Here is a 16,361-nt window from a genome sequence, read left to right on the forward strand (position 1 = left end):
CCAGGCCCCGGCCGCCCGCACCGCAGGGCGGCCGGGGCCACGCCGTGCGGTCGCGCGGACCGTCACGGCGGACGGTGTGCGGCCGCCGTGACGGGCTGCCCACTGCTTCGGCGACCTCGCACGGCGGTGCTCACCGCCGCCCGCGCCGCCCCGCCGAGGAAGCCCGCCCCGCAGCGCGTCCACCCGGCCGTCACGTCCCCCGACCCCGCCGGCGAGACCGCGCCCGCCGGACCATGCGCCGGAAGACCGCGCTGAACGCCTTCGGCGGCCGGCTCCCAGCACCCGCCAGTAACCACCAACCACTCCGGTTGCGCCGCTCATTTGACAGACCCCGATGGCCAAAGACGTCCTCACCGAAGGAGCCCCGCCGGTGAGCTTCGGCGGATAGAATGTCGCGCGCTGCTCGCGATGGCGGTCGGTGAGGTCGGTGGGGGGCGAGGATACCGTGGTTGACCTGCGAAAACGCACATTCCGGGGCGGCTCTTGCCGAGGGTCTGAACGCGTGTTCGCTTTTCCTGTCCCGCGACGCTTACGGCTCGCCCGCAATATCCTCACGCGATCACTGTAAAGCGGTCCACCCAGCAGCGGTGGGCCCTTTTCTTTGCCCCGGCGTCCGCGTTTTCAAGACAAAAGAAGTGTGGAGTGTGATGCCATGAAACGAGTCGGTGAAGACTCGCACCGGCCCGCCCGGAGGCTCGTGGAACCGCTGGCGCGCGTGGGGTTGTCCGTCCTCCTGCTGGCAGGCGGCGCCGTCGGAGCACTGGCCGCACCGGCCGCCGCTTCGACCGCCGACGGCACGCTGACGATTGAGGTGCTGCGCGACTTCTTCGGCACCGGCGTGATCAACGCGACGATGGACGTGCCACAGCGGGGCATGGAGGTGAAGATCTCCGACCCCGCCGGGCACGAGATCACCGGCGTCACGGATGCCACCGGAAAAGTCGCCGTGTCGGGGTCGACCGCGCTGAGCGGCGGCCGGTACCGCATCGACGTCAGCATCCCGGCACCGTACAGCGGCCATCTGCGGGCGGCGCCTGCGTCGACGGCGGAGAACCACTTCGACAGCTTCACGTCGTTCGTGGACGTGTCGGACGGAAAGAAGGCCTCGGTGGTGACGGGGGTGTGGGATCCGGCCGACTACACGCTGCCGGACTCACGGTACTTCGTGCCGGTCCAGAACGGCGCCAACGGAACCGACACCCGGGCCCTGGCGGCGTTCGGGACGGGGGCCCGGGGCACGTGTCCCACCGATGTGTCGTGCCCGGCCACGCTGGCCACGCAGGACCAGGTGGGCACGACGTTCGCGTTGGCGTACGACAAGTACCGGAGCCGGCTGTTCCAGAGCGCGTTCGCCCGCCGCTACGCCCCGTACGGGCCGCAGGGCGGGGGCGCGATCTACACGGTGCCGGTCAGCGGCTCGGGCGCGCCGGAGCTGTTCGCGCGGGTGCCGGACGCCGCGGTGACGCGGCACGACACCGCCCACATGATCAAGGATCCCGGGTTCACCGACGCGCCGGGCAAGGAGAGCATCGGTGGCCTGGCCCTGTCGGAGGACGGTTCCACGCTGTACGCGGTGAACCTGCGGACCCGCAGCCTGGTGAGTTTCGACGCGACAGGGGCCACCACCGCGGCGCCCAGGTCGACGGTCCCGATCCCGGACCCGGGGTGCGCGAGCCCCGACGACTGGCGGCCGTTCGGTCTCCAGGTCCACGACAACACGCTGTACGTCGGCGGCGTGTGCAGCGCGGAGAGCACGCAGCAGCGTGCGGACCTGAAAGCCTTCGTCCGCACCTACGACGGCAAGCGGTTCACCACGGTGCTGAGCCACCCGCTCACGGACAAACGCGGCAGCGTCTACGGTTCCAGCGACCAGGCCACCCACTGGAACCCGTGGAACACCAGCCTGGACACGTGGGACGAACGGAAGTCGGGCAACGTCTTCATCGATCCGCAGCCGGAGCTCGCCTCCCTCGCCTTCGCCCGCGACGGCTCGATGATCCTGGGTTTCCGCGACCGGTTCATGGACGTGCTCAGCTGGGGAGGGCTGGACCCCCGCCCGGGGAACGACACGGTGGAAAACGGCATGTCCGGTGGTGACATCACCATGGTCTGCGCCACTCCCGCCGGCGGATACGCGTGGGAGGGCACCGGGAACTGTCCCAACCACGCCACTCCCGCCAACAGTGGCGGCCAGGCCGCCGACACCGTCGAATACTTCCCGGGCGACTTCTACCGCGGCGCGCACCAGGAGACCGCGCTGGGGTCGGTGGCCTATGTCCCGCAGCAGCAGTGGGTCGTCAGCACGGAGTTCGACCCGGTCGTCAACGTCGCGACCTCAGGGACCGGGTACCACGACGTCACGACCGGTCAGGGCCCGGGCAACGATCCGACCGCCAACGGATTCCAGTTCGTCAGCCAGGAACAGGGGGGCGGGTTCGGCAAGGCCGGCGGGCTCGGTGACGTCGCGTACGCGGCGGCCAACGCGCCGGTCCAGATCGGCAACGTCGTGTGGTTCGACGGCGACCACAACGGGATCCAGGACCCGGGACACGTGCTGCTGCCGGGGGCGACGATCAACCTGCTGGACGCGGACGGCAAACAGGTCGCCACGACCCGGACCAACGCCGCCGGCGAGTACTACTTCGGCGGTGTCGGCGCCGCGTACGAGCTCACGCCGGGCGCGAAGTACACGGTGCAGTTCGACGTGTGCACCGCGGACACCAGCGAGGTGCCCGAGCAGCCCCCGGCGAGCGAGCTGAGGTTCACGCTCCCGCGGGCCGGCGCCAACCGTGCGCACGACTCCAACGTGACCCCGCCGACCACCGGACCGTCGTGCAACGGCTACGCGCCGGTCACGGCGCCGGACAAGCCGGGCGGCGTCGATCACACGATCGACGCCGGGGTGTACATCCCGAAGGAAACGCCGACCCCGACGCCGACTCCCACACCGACGCCCACGCCGACGCCGACTCCGACGCCGCCCGCAGTCTCCACGCCGCCGTCGCCCGCGCCGCCCGCCAACCACCCGGCCCCGGCCGGCGGAGGCGGGGGTTCGCTGGCGGACACCGGCACACCCGGGCTGACGGAGATGATCGGCATCGTCGGTCTGCTGGTGGGTACGGGCCTGGCCATCGTGTTCGTGACCCGGAACCGTCGCGCCCGGCAACACTGAACGAACCGCACAACGGTGATCCGCCCGTCCGCGATCCGGACGGTGCGGACGGGCGGATCACGTCTCGGCCGGTCCACGAGGGCCGGCCCCGGCGTGGTCTGCCACCGGACTGCCGGATGCCGCCGCGAGCCCGCGGCGGCCGGACGGCGTGGTGATCGAAAGGACGAACCGGAGAGTGTCAGCGTCGAACCGCGTGCGCAGCGTGAGAATCCGGCGGGTCCCACCGGGCCGTCCGGCTGACCGGCGCCGGCGGCCGCGGTCGCGCCGGGCCGCGGCCGTCATCGGCATCGCGGCCGTCGCGGTGGCCGCGGTGGCCGCGTTCCTGGTCGCCGACGACGGTTCCGGCGCCGGCGGTCCGCGCCCGCTGACGACGGACGAGGCGAACCGGCTGGCGGTCACGCGGTTCCGCAACTACGAGGCGCACGGCCGCGCGGTGACCGTCACCGTGCCGGGCACCGCCGGCTGGCTGACCGTCACCGGGTCCGTCGACTACCGGCGCAAGATCGGCTATGGCGTGGTGCACGGCACCGGGCGCGGCACGTCCAGCGACGGGCTGATCGAGTGGACGGCCACTTCGGTGTTCGTCCACCCGATGCCGGACGCCCCGGTGCACGCACCCGCGTCGCCGCCCCCCTCGGGCTGGTACGGCCGGTCGCTGCTGTCGTCCGGCAGCGCCCTGGACAGTTCGCTGGCCATCACGCTCGGTCTCGGCAGCGACCGGCCGGACAACGCCCAACTGCTGCCGCAGAACGGCGCCGCCTGGCGGGGACGGGACGAAGTGAACGGGCACCGGGTGGACGTCATGACCGGGCCGTCCTCCCCTGACCGCTCCGGTACGGCGGGCAACGTGCGCTACTGGGTCGGCTCGGACGGCACCATGTACCGGGTCCGCGTCGGCGTGGGTTCCGAACCGCAGCCGGTGGTCATCGATTTCGACACCCAGAAGTACGTTCCGGTCAAGCCGGTGCCCGGAGCCACCCCGCCCCGGTAGCCGCTGTTCAGGACGTCTGCACCCGTGCGTTCGCGGCGAGCAGGGACGCCGACGGCAGCCGGATGCCCGCCGTCTTCGGCAGGGCCGGGACGGCTGGGACGGCGGTGGCGCCCGTAGTGACGGGGCCGGGGAACTGCGGCTGCGGAGCGGGCGCCGCGACCTCGGTGAACGGGATGCCACCGGGCGCCGCCGGCGTCGCCCACTCGCCGGCCGGCGAGGGTGACCCGGCCGGAAGCGGGCAGGACGCGGTTGTCGCGAGCCGGGCGGGCACCGTGGTCCGCAGATCGTTGCCACGCAGGCAGTTGCCCCGCCCCCGCGCGGCGGTGGGGAACGTCCAGGCGACGTCGACACCGTTGCCGGTGAACGTGTTGTCCACGATCCGGTTACCGGCCGGAGGCAGGTCGGCGGTCGCGGTGATCACCAGTCCGGCGCGGCTGTTGTCGGTGATGCGGTTGCGGGTGAACTGGTTGTCGCTGCCGCCGTCGATGCCGATGCCGGTGCCCCATCCGCCGTCGGCCTGCTCCGGGGTGGCCGTCTGCTGGTTGGCGGCGATCAGATTGCCCGCGACGACGGCGCCCTGCTGCGGGAGCAGCTTCTCCTGGTGGTCCGAGTTGGTGGTCAGGCCGACCCGGTTGCCGACCAGGCGGTTGCCGACCACGTACATGTCACCACTCGCGTTGGTGCCTTCGTAACCGACCGCGTTCAGTTCGGCGACGTTGTCCCGCACCACGATGTGACAGGGTTTGCACTGTCCGACGTAGATGCCCGAGTCGGCCCCACCCGACGCGTACGAGTGCTCGATGACACCGTTCTGCGCGGAGAACGCGTAGATGCCGTACAGACCGTTGCGGGTCGCGGTCACGTACGAGACCAGGAACGACTTCAGGAAGGTGACGGGCTCCTCGCCGGTGTCGTAGCCGCCGCCTCGCCCCGGCAGACCGGCGGCCGCCTTCGCCGAACCGGTGACCAGGATCCCGTTCTGCGTGTTGTTCCGCACGGTCAGGTTCTCCACGGCCACCCCGGGCGCCGTGACGACGACACCGTTCGGCTGCTGCAACCGCCCGTCGATGACGACCTTGGCCCGGGACACACCGCGAAGCGTGACGTGCGCCGTGTCGATCCTCACCGACTCGTGGTAGACCCCGGGGGCGACCAGTACCAGGTCACCGGGCCGAGCCAAGGACACCGCGGCCGAGACCGTCGGGGCATCGGCAGGCACTCGGATCGTCACCCGCGCACCGGCCGGCCGCCGGCCCCTGCCCGATCCGTCATCGCCACCGCCGCAGCCGACCACAAGTGTCAGCGCGCCCAGTGCCGCCGCCAACACGCGAAGAGCTAATCGAGGCATGATCCCAGTCTGGCACGACGCCCAATTCCACGCCACGAGCCGGAGATTGACCGGCATGAGCGATTCGGTTGTGACACTCTGCACACCATGCACCGAGCCGATCACCGTCCGTCGCGCCGCACGTTCCTCGATGTCACGGGCGCCCTGGTGGCCGCCGGTCTGACCGCCGGGTGCACACCGGATCCCGCCCGGCCGGGCCCGCACGCCCCTTCCGCAGCGGCCACGCCCGTGCCGGTCGCGGCCACGGGCCGGCACCAGGCAGGCGTCACGCTTCCCCAGCCGGCCCAGCGCAACCTGCTGGCAGTGGTGGCCGACCTCGGTGCCGCCGTGGCTCCCGGCCCGTTACTGGCCGAACTCGGCCAGGCCATCCGCACCCTCGTCGCGGGGGCCGACCCGCGGCTGCTGGGCCTGCCGCCGGGCGACCTCACCGTGACCGTCGGCGTGGGTCCCCGGCTGGTGCGCACGGCCGGTGCCCCGTTGCCCGGTGCGGTCGACCTCCCGCGCTTCTCCCGCGAGCGGATCGCCCCGCGAGCACGCGGCGGTGACCTGCTGATACAGATCTGCGCCAGCGACGCGCTGCTCCCCCCGGTCGTCGCCGCCGCGCTCCTGGACCAGGCCGGTGACCGCATCCGCGAACGCTGGCGGCAGTCCGCACACCGCGGTGCGAACGTGCCCGTCGGCAACGGCCTGAGCGCGCCACGCAACCCGCTCGGCTTCATCGACGGCATCGTGGGCCCGCACACGACCGCCGAACAACGGCGCGACCTGTGGCTGGCCGGGCCCCCCGCGGTCGCCGGCGGCACCCTCGCCGTGCTGCGACGCATGGAACTCGACCTACCGCGGTTCGCCGCCCTGTCCGTGGCCGAGCAGGAAGCGGTCTTCGGACGGCACCGGGCCAGCGGCGTCCCCCTCTCCGGCGGCACGGTCGCCTCGGGCCCGGAGCTCGGCGCCAAGACACCGGACGGACGCTATCTCGTCCCCGTGGACGCCCACGTGCGCAGGGCGAACCCCGCCGTGGTCGGGGTCGGGCTCATGCTCCGCCGCTCCTACAGCACCGACGGGCCCGCCCCCGGCCTGCTCTTCATCGGCTTCCAGAACGACCTGCGGACCTTCACCGCCACCCTCACCCACATGGACGCCTCCGACGCACTGCTGCGGTTCACCACCACGACCGCCAGCGCGACATTCCTGATCCTCCCCGGCTTCGACCGGCAGCACCCGCTCGGTTCCACGCTGTTCGGCTGACCGCACCGCGCCCGCCGCCCCGGCCTGCTTCCCGCAGGAGGACAGCACCCTGCTTCGGCGGCGGACTCCTCCGAACCCTTTGAGCGGGGCCCTTCCGCTGCACCGGTCTCCCGTACGGCTGTCCGCGCGGGACCCGACCGCCATGGCGGTGCCGCGTCCCGCACTGCGCCGCTGCGAGCCCTGGCCTCCAGCGGACCCCGGGCATCCGCCCGCGCCCCCGCCCCGCCGTCTCCCGGCGGCTGGGCCGGTGCGCACCTGGGGAGCCGGCCGGTGTCCCGCGCCCCGACACCGCCGAACCGACTTCGGCCGACCTGCCCACCCCGCTCCCTGCGGCTGCGCGACGCGGCCACCCCGGACGGCCACCGGGTGCACACCGGGTGCGCGGGGGCATCGGCACCCCCGAGGCCGCCGGTGCCGTGTTCCTGCTCGGCGCCGACTTCGTGCCGACCGGCTCGGTCAACCAGTGCTCCGTGGAGGCGGCCACCAGCGCGGAGGTGAAGGACATCCTGCAGGAGGCCCACGAGTACGACGTGGACAGCGCCCCCGGGGAGAGCTGTTCGACCTCGGTGTCCAGGCCCGCTACCTGAAGCGCGGGCTGTTCTCCCCGGCCCGGGCGTCCCGGCTGCACGATCTGTGGCGCCGGCACGGCTCGCTCGCCGACCTGGACGCCGAGAGCCACCACGGCACGACCGCGCCGCGCGACCCGGGGGCCGAGGAACTGCTCACCGCTGTCCGCGAGCTGCGCGCCGACCTGGCCCGGGTGCGGGCCACCGACCGGACCGCGGAGCTGGACGCGGCCCTCGCCGACACCGAGGACGAGATCATCCGCACCGGACAGGCGACCCCGACCCGCCGCGAGCGGCTGCCCGGACTGCTCGGCGACTCCCAGGCACTGCTCGGCGTCCTCGCCTCGGCGGCCACGCTGGCCGGCCTGGTGGGGCTGTGAGAGGACGGCGATGAGCGGGGGAGCGCGTCACTGGAACGAGGAGACCCAGCGCTGGGAGGACCGAGGGGCTCCGCACACCGGCGCGCCGGCGACACCGCCGCCGCCCTTCATACCTGACGGCCCCCCGCCGGTGCCGCCCCCGACCGGAGACCGGACGGCCGCACCACCAGCGTCCGAGCCGACCCGGCCACCCGCGTCCGGCCCCACCGGCGACGGCTGGTCCGTGCCGGAGTGGTCCCCGCCGCCCGGCCCGGCGCCCGTCCGCGCCAGTGGCCTCAGTCGGCGGACGGTGTGGTCCGTGCTGGCGGGGGCGGCCGTGACCGGCGTCGCCGTGAGTCTCGTACTGACCCTCGTGACCGGTGAGGACCACCAGGGGGAGCACCGGACGGCGGCCGGCGTGAGCGGCTCGCCCGGTGCCTCCGCACCGTCCCCGGGGGACCCGGCGCCGACCGGTTCCCCCTCCGGGGCGCCGTCCGCGACCGACGACGCGGTCTCCCCGTCCGCCTCGGTGAGCGTGCCCGCGGGCTGGGAGGTGTACGAGGACGCCGAGCGGTTCCGGATAGTCCGCCCCGAGCACTGGACGCGTTCCTCGGTGGACTCGTCCTACGGGATGGCCGTCGTGAACTACCGCAGCCCGGACAAGAAGCACCGGCTGCAGGTCTACCAGGTGGCCGAGGCGTCGCCGGACGCGTCGTTCGAGCAGTTCCTGTCCGACCGGACCCCCAAGCCCGCGGGCTTCCGCGAGCTGGACCTGGCCGACCTGGACCAGGACGGGTTCACCGGCGCCCGCCCGGAATATCTGGCCGACCGCGTCAAGGGCGAACCCGACGTCGGCACCTGGCACGTCTACGACGAGCGGTTCACGGCCGCGGACGGAAACATCTACGCCATCGCCTCCTACGGCCCCGACGGCGACGGCCGCGACGACGAACTGCACTTCCTCGACACCGCGCTCAGCGGCTTCCGCCCGCCCGACACGAATGGTGACGGACCTGTGGACTGAGCGTGGACGGGTCCAGCGAACCGCCGCAGGACACGCTCGGCCATGGGGCAGGCGCAGCCGCGGCGGCGATCGGGCCGACAGCTCGCTTCACCGGCACCCCGTTCCGCCGGCGGTGACCGCCGGGTTCATGGGCGTTGACCACGACCGTCCGGTCGGCTCAGTCCGGCGATCCCGCCGGCGCACCGTCCCGCAGGAGGTGACGCCCCCGCTCGGGCATCAGCTCCCCGACCTCGCGGAACGGCAACGGAGAGCGGTGGTGCAGCCACACACAGTGGGTGATCACCTCGGCCGGGCACCGGTGCCCCCTGCGCGACGGCGACGCGGCCCCCACGGACAAGCCCCTCCAGGGTGCCGGTCACCCGCCCCCGCCGACCCGCCGGGGGCGGGCGGCCCGGTCCAGTTCCGGCTGGAGCATCCGCCGGAGGCGGGGGCCGGCCTCCGCAACGGCAGCGGGGCTCGGGGCCGGCAGGGGCGGGGCACGTGCTGCCGATGCCCTGGTGGGCATCGGAGCGTTCCCGGCGTGGTGCGTGCTACCGCGCCGTACCGCTGCCGTATCACTTGTTTGGAGGAGAGAGTATCGGGCATATGGCATTCATCCGGTAAACCCGGACGGACGGTACATTACGGCTGGAGGCGCATCTGCCATGTCGGCTGGTGAGAAGGCCAGGGCCAAGGCCGAGCAGGCCAAGGGAAAGCTGAAGAGGGCCACGGGGCGGGCCGCCGTCGACGACTCGACGGCCGCCAAGGGTCAGACGGAGAAGTCCAAGGGCAATGCACGCCATGCCAAGGAGAAAATCAAGGACATGTTCAAGCGCTGATCCCGGGCGCCGCTCATGAGCGCTGGGCCTTCACCCGCGACCAAGGGGGAAGGCCCTTCCCGTCTGCTGCCGGGTCTGATGCGGGATCCTGCAGCCGTGAGCCGTCTCCTTCAGCCGGTGGCGCTCGGTGGCGGTCTCGGAGGCGGTCGGCACGACGGGCACACTGGGCGCGAGGGGCGCGGGAGGAAAGCGACCGGCCCCTCGGGGCGACGAGGAACGGGCCGACACCGTGCCGCACCCGCCCCCTCCTGCGGCGCCCCGGCAACGCCCCCGGGTCGCCGGGGAAAACCGCTGGGCCGTCCGGCACGCCTCAGACATGATCAACTCGTGGACACCTACCTGGAGACCGAGCGCCTGGCCCTGCGCCACTTCACTGCCGATGACGCGGACCTGCTGATCGAGCTGGACAGCGACCCGGCGGTGATGCGCTACCTGACCGGTGGCGATCCGACCGCGCCGGAGCTCGTCCGTGAGTGCCACCTGCCGAACATCCTCGCCGGCTACGAGAAGTGGGGCGGCGACCTCGGCCTGTTCGCCGCACACGAGAAGGACGGCGGTGCGTTCATCGGCTGGTTCATCCTGCGTCCCGAGCCGGAGGGTCCGCTGGACGAAGCCGAACTCGGCTACCGGCTGCGGCAGGTGGCCTGGGGCAAGGGCTATGCCACCGAGGGGTCGCGGGCGTTGTTGGGCAAGGCGTTCACGGAACTCGGTGTGCGCATGGTCTGGGCCGAGACGATGTCCGTGAACCACGGTTCGCGCAACATCATGGAGAAGCTCCGGATGACACTCACGGGCACCGTGTCCACTCCCCCCGGCATGGAGATGATCGAGGGCTCCGAGCGCGGAGGCGTACGGTACGAGATCACCAAGGAGCAGTGGGAGCGGCAGTAGCCACGGTGCGCACGGCCTTCCGCACCCACGCCCACCGGAGCGGTCGGTGGGCGGCAGGAGTCGTACCAGGTCGAACCCGGGGCCCGTCATGGACCGCTGGCCACCGTCAACGGCCACCCCGCCCTGTCCGCAGCCTCACCCTGCGGCCAGGTCCGAATTCCGCAGCGGCCCTGGCCCGCAGTGCTGGTCCGGCAGGACAGGAGGCGAGTGGACCCGAGGTCCGCTCCTTTCCGGCCGGGGAACCGTACGCCGGTCCCGGCCCGGTCGGCGTGTGCGGCGAGCGGTGGCCAAACCGCAGCCTCCGAGCCCCATCACGATGACGGACAGCATCAGAGCCGTGACCGGGAGGATCGCGGCGCCGTCACGCGAAGAAGTGGCTGAGCTGATGAGCGCCGCCAAGCCGGCAAGCAGTACGACCGGCGCGTGCGGTCGGGCGGGGGAACGAGCTTCGAGCGGGTGTCGCTCACGCTTGCCTCCTCGGGTGGCCGACGTCGTCAGCTGCGCGCACGGCTGCCCCTGATGGAACCGATCACGCAGCCAACGCGAGCCATGTGCAGCGCAGTTGAGCCGCTCGAACACGGCGCCGGCCGTGGCGCCGTCCGCACGCCCGGCGCCGACCTCGTGCCCGGGCACACCGCCGCCGACGAGGACGGCCCGGCCCCGGAGCCGCCGGTCGCTCCCGACGTGCCGGACGAGATCGCCGGCTTCCCGTCCACCACCAGCTCCTCGCCCGCTGCCGGTCCCCCGGCGGCGTCGAGGGCGTCCCGGTGGTCCCGGCCCGGTGAAGGGCCGCCACGGGCGCGAGAACCGCGTCACCGCCCCACGCCGATCGGATCACGGCCGTTCCCGGCGCCAACGGCCGTACCGGCGGTGTTCCCGAGGCGGGACACCGACGATGTCTGACCGGAGTCCACGAGCTTTGAAAGTTTCGCCGAGTGAAGCGACCGATATCGCTCGTCGTCTGATTCCGTTGACACCGGGTCCGGCGCACGAACAAGGCCAAGGTGGGTCGTGTGCGCGCTTCTGATCACACATTCGAAACATTCGATAATTGACCCCGTCCAATGAGTTGCTAATTTCGAAGAAGTTTCGGAAACACACTCATTGACCGTCGTTCGGAACCGGGAGCATACTCACCAGCGATCGGCCTCTTCCGCAGCGGAAACGGCTCGTCGCGTGACATGACACGAACATGCCATTGCCGCGTCCGTCGGCCTCCGTTGTGGCCGTCTCGGTCCCGCCGTGCGTGTCTCGCCACCCGGCCTCCCCGCCACCCCTCACCAGGAGGAAGCATGGACATGGACACCCCCCTCGCCCACCCGATGAGCCGCAGGGGCTTCATCGCCCGCGCCGGCGCCTTGACGTTGGCCACGTCCGGACTGCTGCTGCCGGGCACAGCGCACGCCGACACGACCATCACCACCAACCAGACCGGCACCAACAACGGCTTCTACTACTCGTTCTGGACCGACGGCGGTGGGTCGGTCTCCATGACCCTGGGATCCGGTGGCAACTACAGCACTTCGTGGAGGAACTGCGGGAACTTCGTCGCCGGCAAGGGGTGGAGCAACGGTGGGCGCAGGACCGTGACCTACTCGGGCAGCTTCGCCCCGTCCGGTAACGGATACCTGGCGCTGTACGGGTGGACCTCCAACCCGCTCGTGGAGTACTACGTCGTCGACAACTGGGGCACCTACCGGCCCACCGGGACGTACAAGGGCACCGTCACCACCGACGGCGGCACGTACGACGTCTACCAGACGACGCGGTACAACGCCCCCTCCGTGGAAGGCACCAAGACCTTCAACCAGTACTGGAGCGTCCGGCAGTCGAAGAGGACGGGCGGCACCATCACCACGGGCAACCACTTCGATGCGTGGGCCCGCTACGGAATGACGATGGGCAGCTTCAACTACTACATGATCCTCGCCACCGAGGGATACCAGAGCAGCGGGAGCTCCAACATCACGGTGAGCGGGTGACCGTACCGGCCCCGGGACCTGGGGCAACGCCACTCGGCCCTGCGGCCGGACACCCGTCGCCGGGCGCAACGGCATCGGCGGCGCCGGCGATCCGGCCGCTCGATGAACCCCGACCGTGCTCACACCGCGGGCACAAGGAGGATCCACCCCGCATGCGAAACAAACCGCGTTTCCTGGTCATGGGACTGGCCGTCGTCGCGACGGCCGTGGCGAGCACCGTCACGTCCGCCGTCGACGCCACCCCGGCGCACGCCGCCACGTGCACCGGGTACGTCGGACTCACCTTCGACGACGGTCCGTCCAACGACCACACCCCCGCCCTGCTCGCCGCGCTCCGGCAGAACGGGCTCCGGGCCACGATGTTCAACGAGGGCCAGTACGCGGCCGCCTACCCGGCCCAGGTGCAGGCCGAGGTCAACGCCGGCATGTGGGTGGGCAACCACAGCTACACCCACCCCCACCTGACCCAGCAGAGCCAGGCCCAGATGGACTCCGAGGTCTCCCGCACCCAGCAGGCCATCGCCGCCGCCGGCGGCGGCACGCCCAAGCTCTTCCGGCCGCCCTACGGGGAGACCAACGCCACCCTGCAGGCCGTCGAGGCCAGGTACGGCCTCACGCAGGTCATCTGGGACGTCGACTCGCAGGACTGGAACGGCGCGAGCACCGACGCGATCGTGCAGGCCAACGCCCGGCTCACCAACGGCCAGGTCATCCTCATGCACGAGTGGCCCGCCAACACCCTCGCCGCCATCCCGCGCATCGCCCAGACCCTGGCCGCCCGGGGACTGTGCGCCGGCAGGATCTCTCCGCAGACCGGCCGCGCCGTGGCCCCCTGACGGGGGAGCCGGCGGCACCGTGATGCTCTCCGCCGGTCGCGGAGCCGGCGCCCACCCCGTGACGGCTCGGGACGGTTCACCGTCCCGAGCCGTCACGTGTTCACACCGGCGCCGGTCCCGGTCCGAGCCGGCCGGATGCAGGGTGGGGACGGCTTGGACGAGGCCGGTGGTTCGGGTGGTCGGGCATGGCCGCTTCACGGCGGGGCGCGAGCCGCCGTCCGAAGAGGGGGACGGCAGGATCGCCAGGAGCCGTTCGGTCCGCACGGCCGTGCCGTCCGGACCGAACGGCACGGTCGTGATCGACGGCCGCGCAGCTGTTCGCCCGCCGGTCCGTCCGGGCGCGGGCGGGCCGACCCGCCACGCTCCCGTGCGGTGCCGGCGCGTCCGGGGAGGGTTCCGGCAGCACCACGGTGTACGCCTCGAAGATCATGCCGTGCACCCTGGGACCGGACACCGGCGAGCGGGCCGGCCCGGGCGCGCGAACCGCTCCGCCGGGGTGCCGGGATCGGTTTGAATGGCCGGGTGGCGCGGATGGCGAACATGCAACTGGGTTCCACAGAAACGGATTCGAAGGACGCGGCAGGGCCGCTGCCCTTCGGCCGCGGCGAGGATTACGCGGGGCTCGCGCCGCTGAGGCAGTCGACCGGCGACCGGGCGTACCACGGGGTCGCCCGGCTGCTGCGCGGCATCCGCGCCTGCCATCAACGACTCGGCACCTCCGAGGAGTTCTCCGACATCTAAGCTGGCGCGGTGACTGACGAGCAGGAGCGGGTGCGACCGTCGGGAGTGTGGGCCACGGCGGTGGGGGTGGCCAGAGTGCGGGCGCTGGAGACCGAGCGGGAGAACGCGCTGTTCCGCGACCCACTGGCACGGGCCTTCGCCGCCGCCGGCGGTCTGTGGCCCTCCTCGCCGCCGCTGCCCGACGACGAGGCCGCGCGACGCCGTCGGCTGGCCGTGTCGTTCTCCATCGTCATCAGGACGAAGTTCCTCGACGACCTGTTGGAGCAGGCCTGCGCGTCCGAGGTCCGGCAGGTCGTGCTGCTCGGTGCCGGCATGGACAGCCGGGCCTTCCGGATGGACTGGCCCGAGGGCACCCGGCTGTTCGAGGTCGACACCGCCGCCCCGCTGGACTTCAAGGCTTCGGTGCTGCGCCAGGAGCGGGCCGTCGCGCGCTGCGAGCGGATCACCGTCGCGGTGGATCTGCGTGAGGACTGGCCGGGCGCACTGGCCGCCGCGGGGCACGACCCGGCCGTGCCGACCGCGTGGGTCGCCGAAGGGCTACTGATCTACCTGCCCGAGGATGCGGTGGAGCTACTGCTGGCCCGGATCGGCGCGCGGTCGGCGGCAGGCAGCCGGATGGGGCTGACGTTGGGCTCGCGCGGCGTGATCGAGCGCTTCGGCGCGGACGCCGCGCCGGGATCGGCGGCGTCCATGTGGGTCTCGGAGATGCCCGACGACCCGGTTGGCTGGCTGGCCGGGCACGGCTGGGAGGCCGACAGCCACACCCTGCGCGAGCGCGCTGCCGCCTACGGCCGCCCGGTCAGCACCCCGCCGCGGCGCGAGGAGCGGCCCGGCGGACTGATCTCGGCGGTCCGCCGGTAGAGCGCCGAAGTGGCGCGGTGCGCGGGACCGGGACGGCCCGTGCGTCATGCCGGGGACCGGGTTGCACCGGCCGGGGGGCGGCGGGAGAGGAGCCGCTGGGCGAGCAGCGCGAGGACGGAGAGGGCGGCGACCGTCGCGGCGTAGCAGCGCCGACCGCGCAACCGTCCCGTCGGCCCCTCAGCTCCTCCTGCCCGCCCGCGTCACGAACGCACAGCCCGACTGCGGCAAGCGCTGCCCCTTCCGGGGGCTTTCTCACACCAGCCAACTCAATTCAGGGGAAGCCATGATCTACCGCGCCCATGTGGCCACGGTCGGTGCCCTGGCCGTGGCGCTGCTGGCGACCGCGCCCGCCGTCGCGTTGGCGACCGACGCCGCAGAGCTGTACACCTGGACCGTGACGGCGCATGCCCTCTCCCCGGGCATGGCAGTCGGATCCGACGCGGCGCTGGGACCTGCAGGTCGCGCCCGCACCTCGTCCGCGTTGAACGCCGGCGTTCGCAGGACCGAGCGACCGCGTCGGGAACAGCCGGTCCGATCGGCACAGTTGTACGGCCGAGGGACCGGCGCCCACGGGCGGGGAACACGGAGACCACCAGGTCCTCCGCCCCACCGGGAGCCGGGCGCCGGGACCGCGGTACGCCCGCCGCACACTCGGACCAAGACGTATTTCCGCAGGAGGACTGTTCCATGACACACCGACCCCTGACGCTCATGGCGGTACACGCCCACCCCGACGACGAGGCCACCGGAACCGGCGGGGTCCTCGCGCGGTACGCGGCGGAAGGCATCCGCACGGTTCTCGTGACGTGTACCGACGGTGGTTGCGGCGACGGACCGGGGGGTGTCAAGCCGGGCGATCCCGGGCACGACCCGGCGGCGGTCGCCCTGATGCGCCGTCAAGAACTCGAGGCGAGCTGTGACGTCCTGAAGATCAGCGATCTGGAGATGCTGGACTACGCCGACTCCGGGATGATGGGCTGGCCGAGCAACGACGCCCCCGGATCCTTCTGGCGGACCCCCGTGCAGGAAGGCGCGGCCCGACTCGCCGAACTCATGCGGCACTACCGCCCTGATGTGGTCGTCACCTATGACGAGAACGGCTTCTACGGCCACCCCGACCACATCCAGGCCCATCGCATCACGATGGCGGCGCTGGAGATGACCACACTGGTACCGAAGGTGTACTGGACCACGATGCCCCGCTCGATGATGCAGCGGTTCGGCGAGATCATGCGCGAGTTCCGCGAGGACATGCCGGAGCCGGATCCTGCCGAGGCCGCCGCGCTGGCCGAGATCGGCCTGCCCGACGATGAGATCACCACGTGGGTGGACACCACCGCGTTCAGCGGTCAGAAGTTCGACGCGTTGGCCGCGCACGCCAGTCAGGGCGAGAACATCTTCTTCCTCAGGATGGGCAAGGAGAGGTTCGGCGAGTTGATGGGCGTGGAGACCTTCCTGCGTGTCCAGGACGCCACCGGCGCGGTCATCCCCGAGAACGACCTCTTCGCCGGACTGCGCTGACCCGCC

12 protein-coding genes and 2 pseudogenes are annotated in these 16,361 nt (G+C 72.1%); 12 read left to right on the forward strand and 2 right to left on the reverse strand.

What is annotated here, in order from left to right:
- Window positions 1-652 precede the first annotated feature (652 nt).
- Together QQY24_RS30055 and QQY24_RS30060 are read left to right on the forward strand one after the other, a co-directional pair.
- Complete coding sequence (locus tag QQY24_RS30055; protein ID WP_301975853.1) at window positions 653-3,172, forward strand: SdrD B-like domain-containing protein; 2,520 nt, start codon at window positions 653-655, stop codon at window positions 3,170-3,172.
- A 310-nt stretch (window positions 3,173-3,482) separates the two neighbouring features.
- Window positions 3,483-4,163: a hypothetical protein gene (locus QQY24_RS30060; RefSeq protein WP_301976394.1), complete on the forward strand. Its 681-nt coding sequence runs from the start codon at window positions 3,483-3,485 to the stop codon at window positions 4,161-4,163.
- Window positions 4,164-4,170: 7 nt separating this feature from the next.
- On the opposite strand, the gene QQY24_RS30065 is transcribed toward QQY24_RS30060, so the two are convergent.
- Window positions 4,171-5,511 carry a nitrous oxide reductase family maturation protein NosD gene (locus QQY24_RS30065; RefSeq protein WP_301975854.1) on the reverse strand — a complete coding sequence of 447 codons (1,341 nt, stop codon included), beginning with the start codon at window positions 5,509-5,511 and terminating at the stop codon, window positions 4,171-4,173.
- Window positions 5,512-5,598: 87 nt separating this feature from the next.
- Here QQY24_RS30065 and QQY24_RS30070 point away from each other — a divergent pair, with 87 nt between their 5' ends.
- The 3 genes from QQY24_RS30070 (at window position 5,599) to QQY24_RS30085 (ending at window position 8,705) form a co-directional block, all read left to right on the forward strand.
- Window positions 5,599-6,756 carry a Dyp-type peroxidase gene (locus QQY24_RS30070; protein ID WP_301975855.1) on the forward strand — a complete coding sequence of 386 codons (1,158 nt, stop codon included), beginning with the start codon at window positions 5,599-5,601 and terminating at the stop codon, window positions 6,754-6,756.
- Window positions 6,757-7,219: 463 nt separating this feature from the next.
- Window positions 7,220-7,702 (forward strand): hypothetical protein, encoded by a 483-nt coding sequence (locus QQY24_RS34890; protein WP_367658023.1) that lies wholly within the window; start codon window positions 7,220-7,222, stop codon window positions 7,700-7,702.
- A gap of 331 nt (window positions 7,703-8,033) precedes the next feature.
- Window positions 8,034-8,705 (forward strand): hypothetical protein, encoded by a 672-nt coding sequence (locus QQY24_RS30085; protein ID WP_301975857.1) that lies wholly within the window; start codon window positions 8,034-8,036, stop codon window positions 8,703-8,705.
- 202 nt (window positions 8,706-8,907) lie between these two features.
- Here QQY24_RS30085 and QQY24_RS30090 read toward each other — a convergent pair.
- Window positions 8,908-9,036, reverse strand: a pseudogene (locus QQY24_RS30090) (IS6 family transposase); the annotation flags it as partial.
- Window positions 9,037-9,349: 313 nt separating this feature from the next.
- On the opposite strand from QQY24_RS30090, the gene QQY24_RS30095 reads away from it, so the two are divergent.
- The 7 genes and pseudogenes from QQY24_RS30095 to QQY24_RS30125 all read left to right on the forward strand — a co-directional run bounded on the left by QQY24_RS30095 (window position 9,350) and on the right by QQY24_RS30125 (window position 16,355).
- Window positions 9,350-9,523 carry a CsbD family protein gene (locus QQY24_RS30095; protein WP_301975858.1) on the forward strand — a complete coding sequence of 58 codons (174 nt, stop codon included), beginning with the start codon at window positions 9,350-9,352 and terminating at the stop codon, window positions 9,521-9,523.
- A 327-nt stretch (window positions 9,524-9,850) separates the two neighbouring features.
- The gene (locus QQY24_RS30100) at window positions 9,851-10,414 is read left to right on the forward strand and encodes a GNAT family N-acetyltransferase (RefSeq protein WP_301975859.1); all 564 of its coding nucleotides are present in this window, start codon (window positions 9,851-9,853) and stop codon (window positions 10,412-10,414) included.
- Window positions 10,415-11,706: 1,292 nt separating this feature from the next.
- On the forward strand, window positions 11,707-12,396 hold the full coding sequence (locus QQY24_RS30105; protein WP_301975860.1) for a glycoside hydrolase family 11 protein: 690 nt from the start codon (window positions 11,707-11,709) through the stop codon (window positions 12,394-12,396).
- A 152-nt stretch (window positions 12,397-12,548) separates the two neighbouring features.
- Window positions 12,549-13,248: pseudogene (locus tag QQY24_RS30110) on the forward strand (polysaccharide deacetylase family protein); the annotation flags it as partial.
- A 515-nt stretch (window positions 13,249-13,763) separates the two neighbouring features.
- Window positions 13,764-13,973 (forward strand): hypothetical protein, encoded by a 210-nt coding sequence (locus QQY24_RS30115; RefSeq protein ID WP_301975862.1) that lies wholly within the window; start codon window positions 13,764-13,766, stop codon window positions 13,971-13,973.
- A gap of 45 nt (window positions 13,974-14,018) precedes the next feature.
- Entirely contained in the window at window positions 14,019-14,834 is an 816-nt protein-coding gene (locus tag QQY24_RS30120) for a class I SAM-dependent methyltransferase (protein WP_301976396.1), read from the forward strand.
- 687 nt (window positions 14,835-15,521) lie between these two features.
- The gene (locus tag QQY24_RS30125) at window positions 15,522-16,355 is read left to right on the forward strand and encodes a PIG-L family deacetylase (protein WP_301975863.1); all 834 of its coding nucleotides are present in this window, start codon (window positions 15,522-15,524) and stop codon (window positions 16,353-16,355) included.
- Window positions 16,356-16,361 lie beyond the last annotated feature (6 nt).

The sequence above is a fragment of the Streptomyces sp. TG1A-8 genome, assembly GCF_030499535.1.
Lineage (GTDB): Bacteria > Actinomycetota > Actinomycetes > Streptomycetales > Streptomycetaceae > Streptomyces.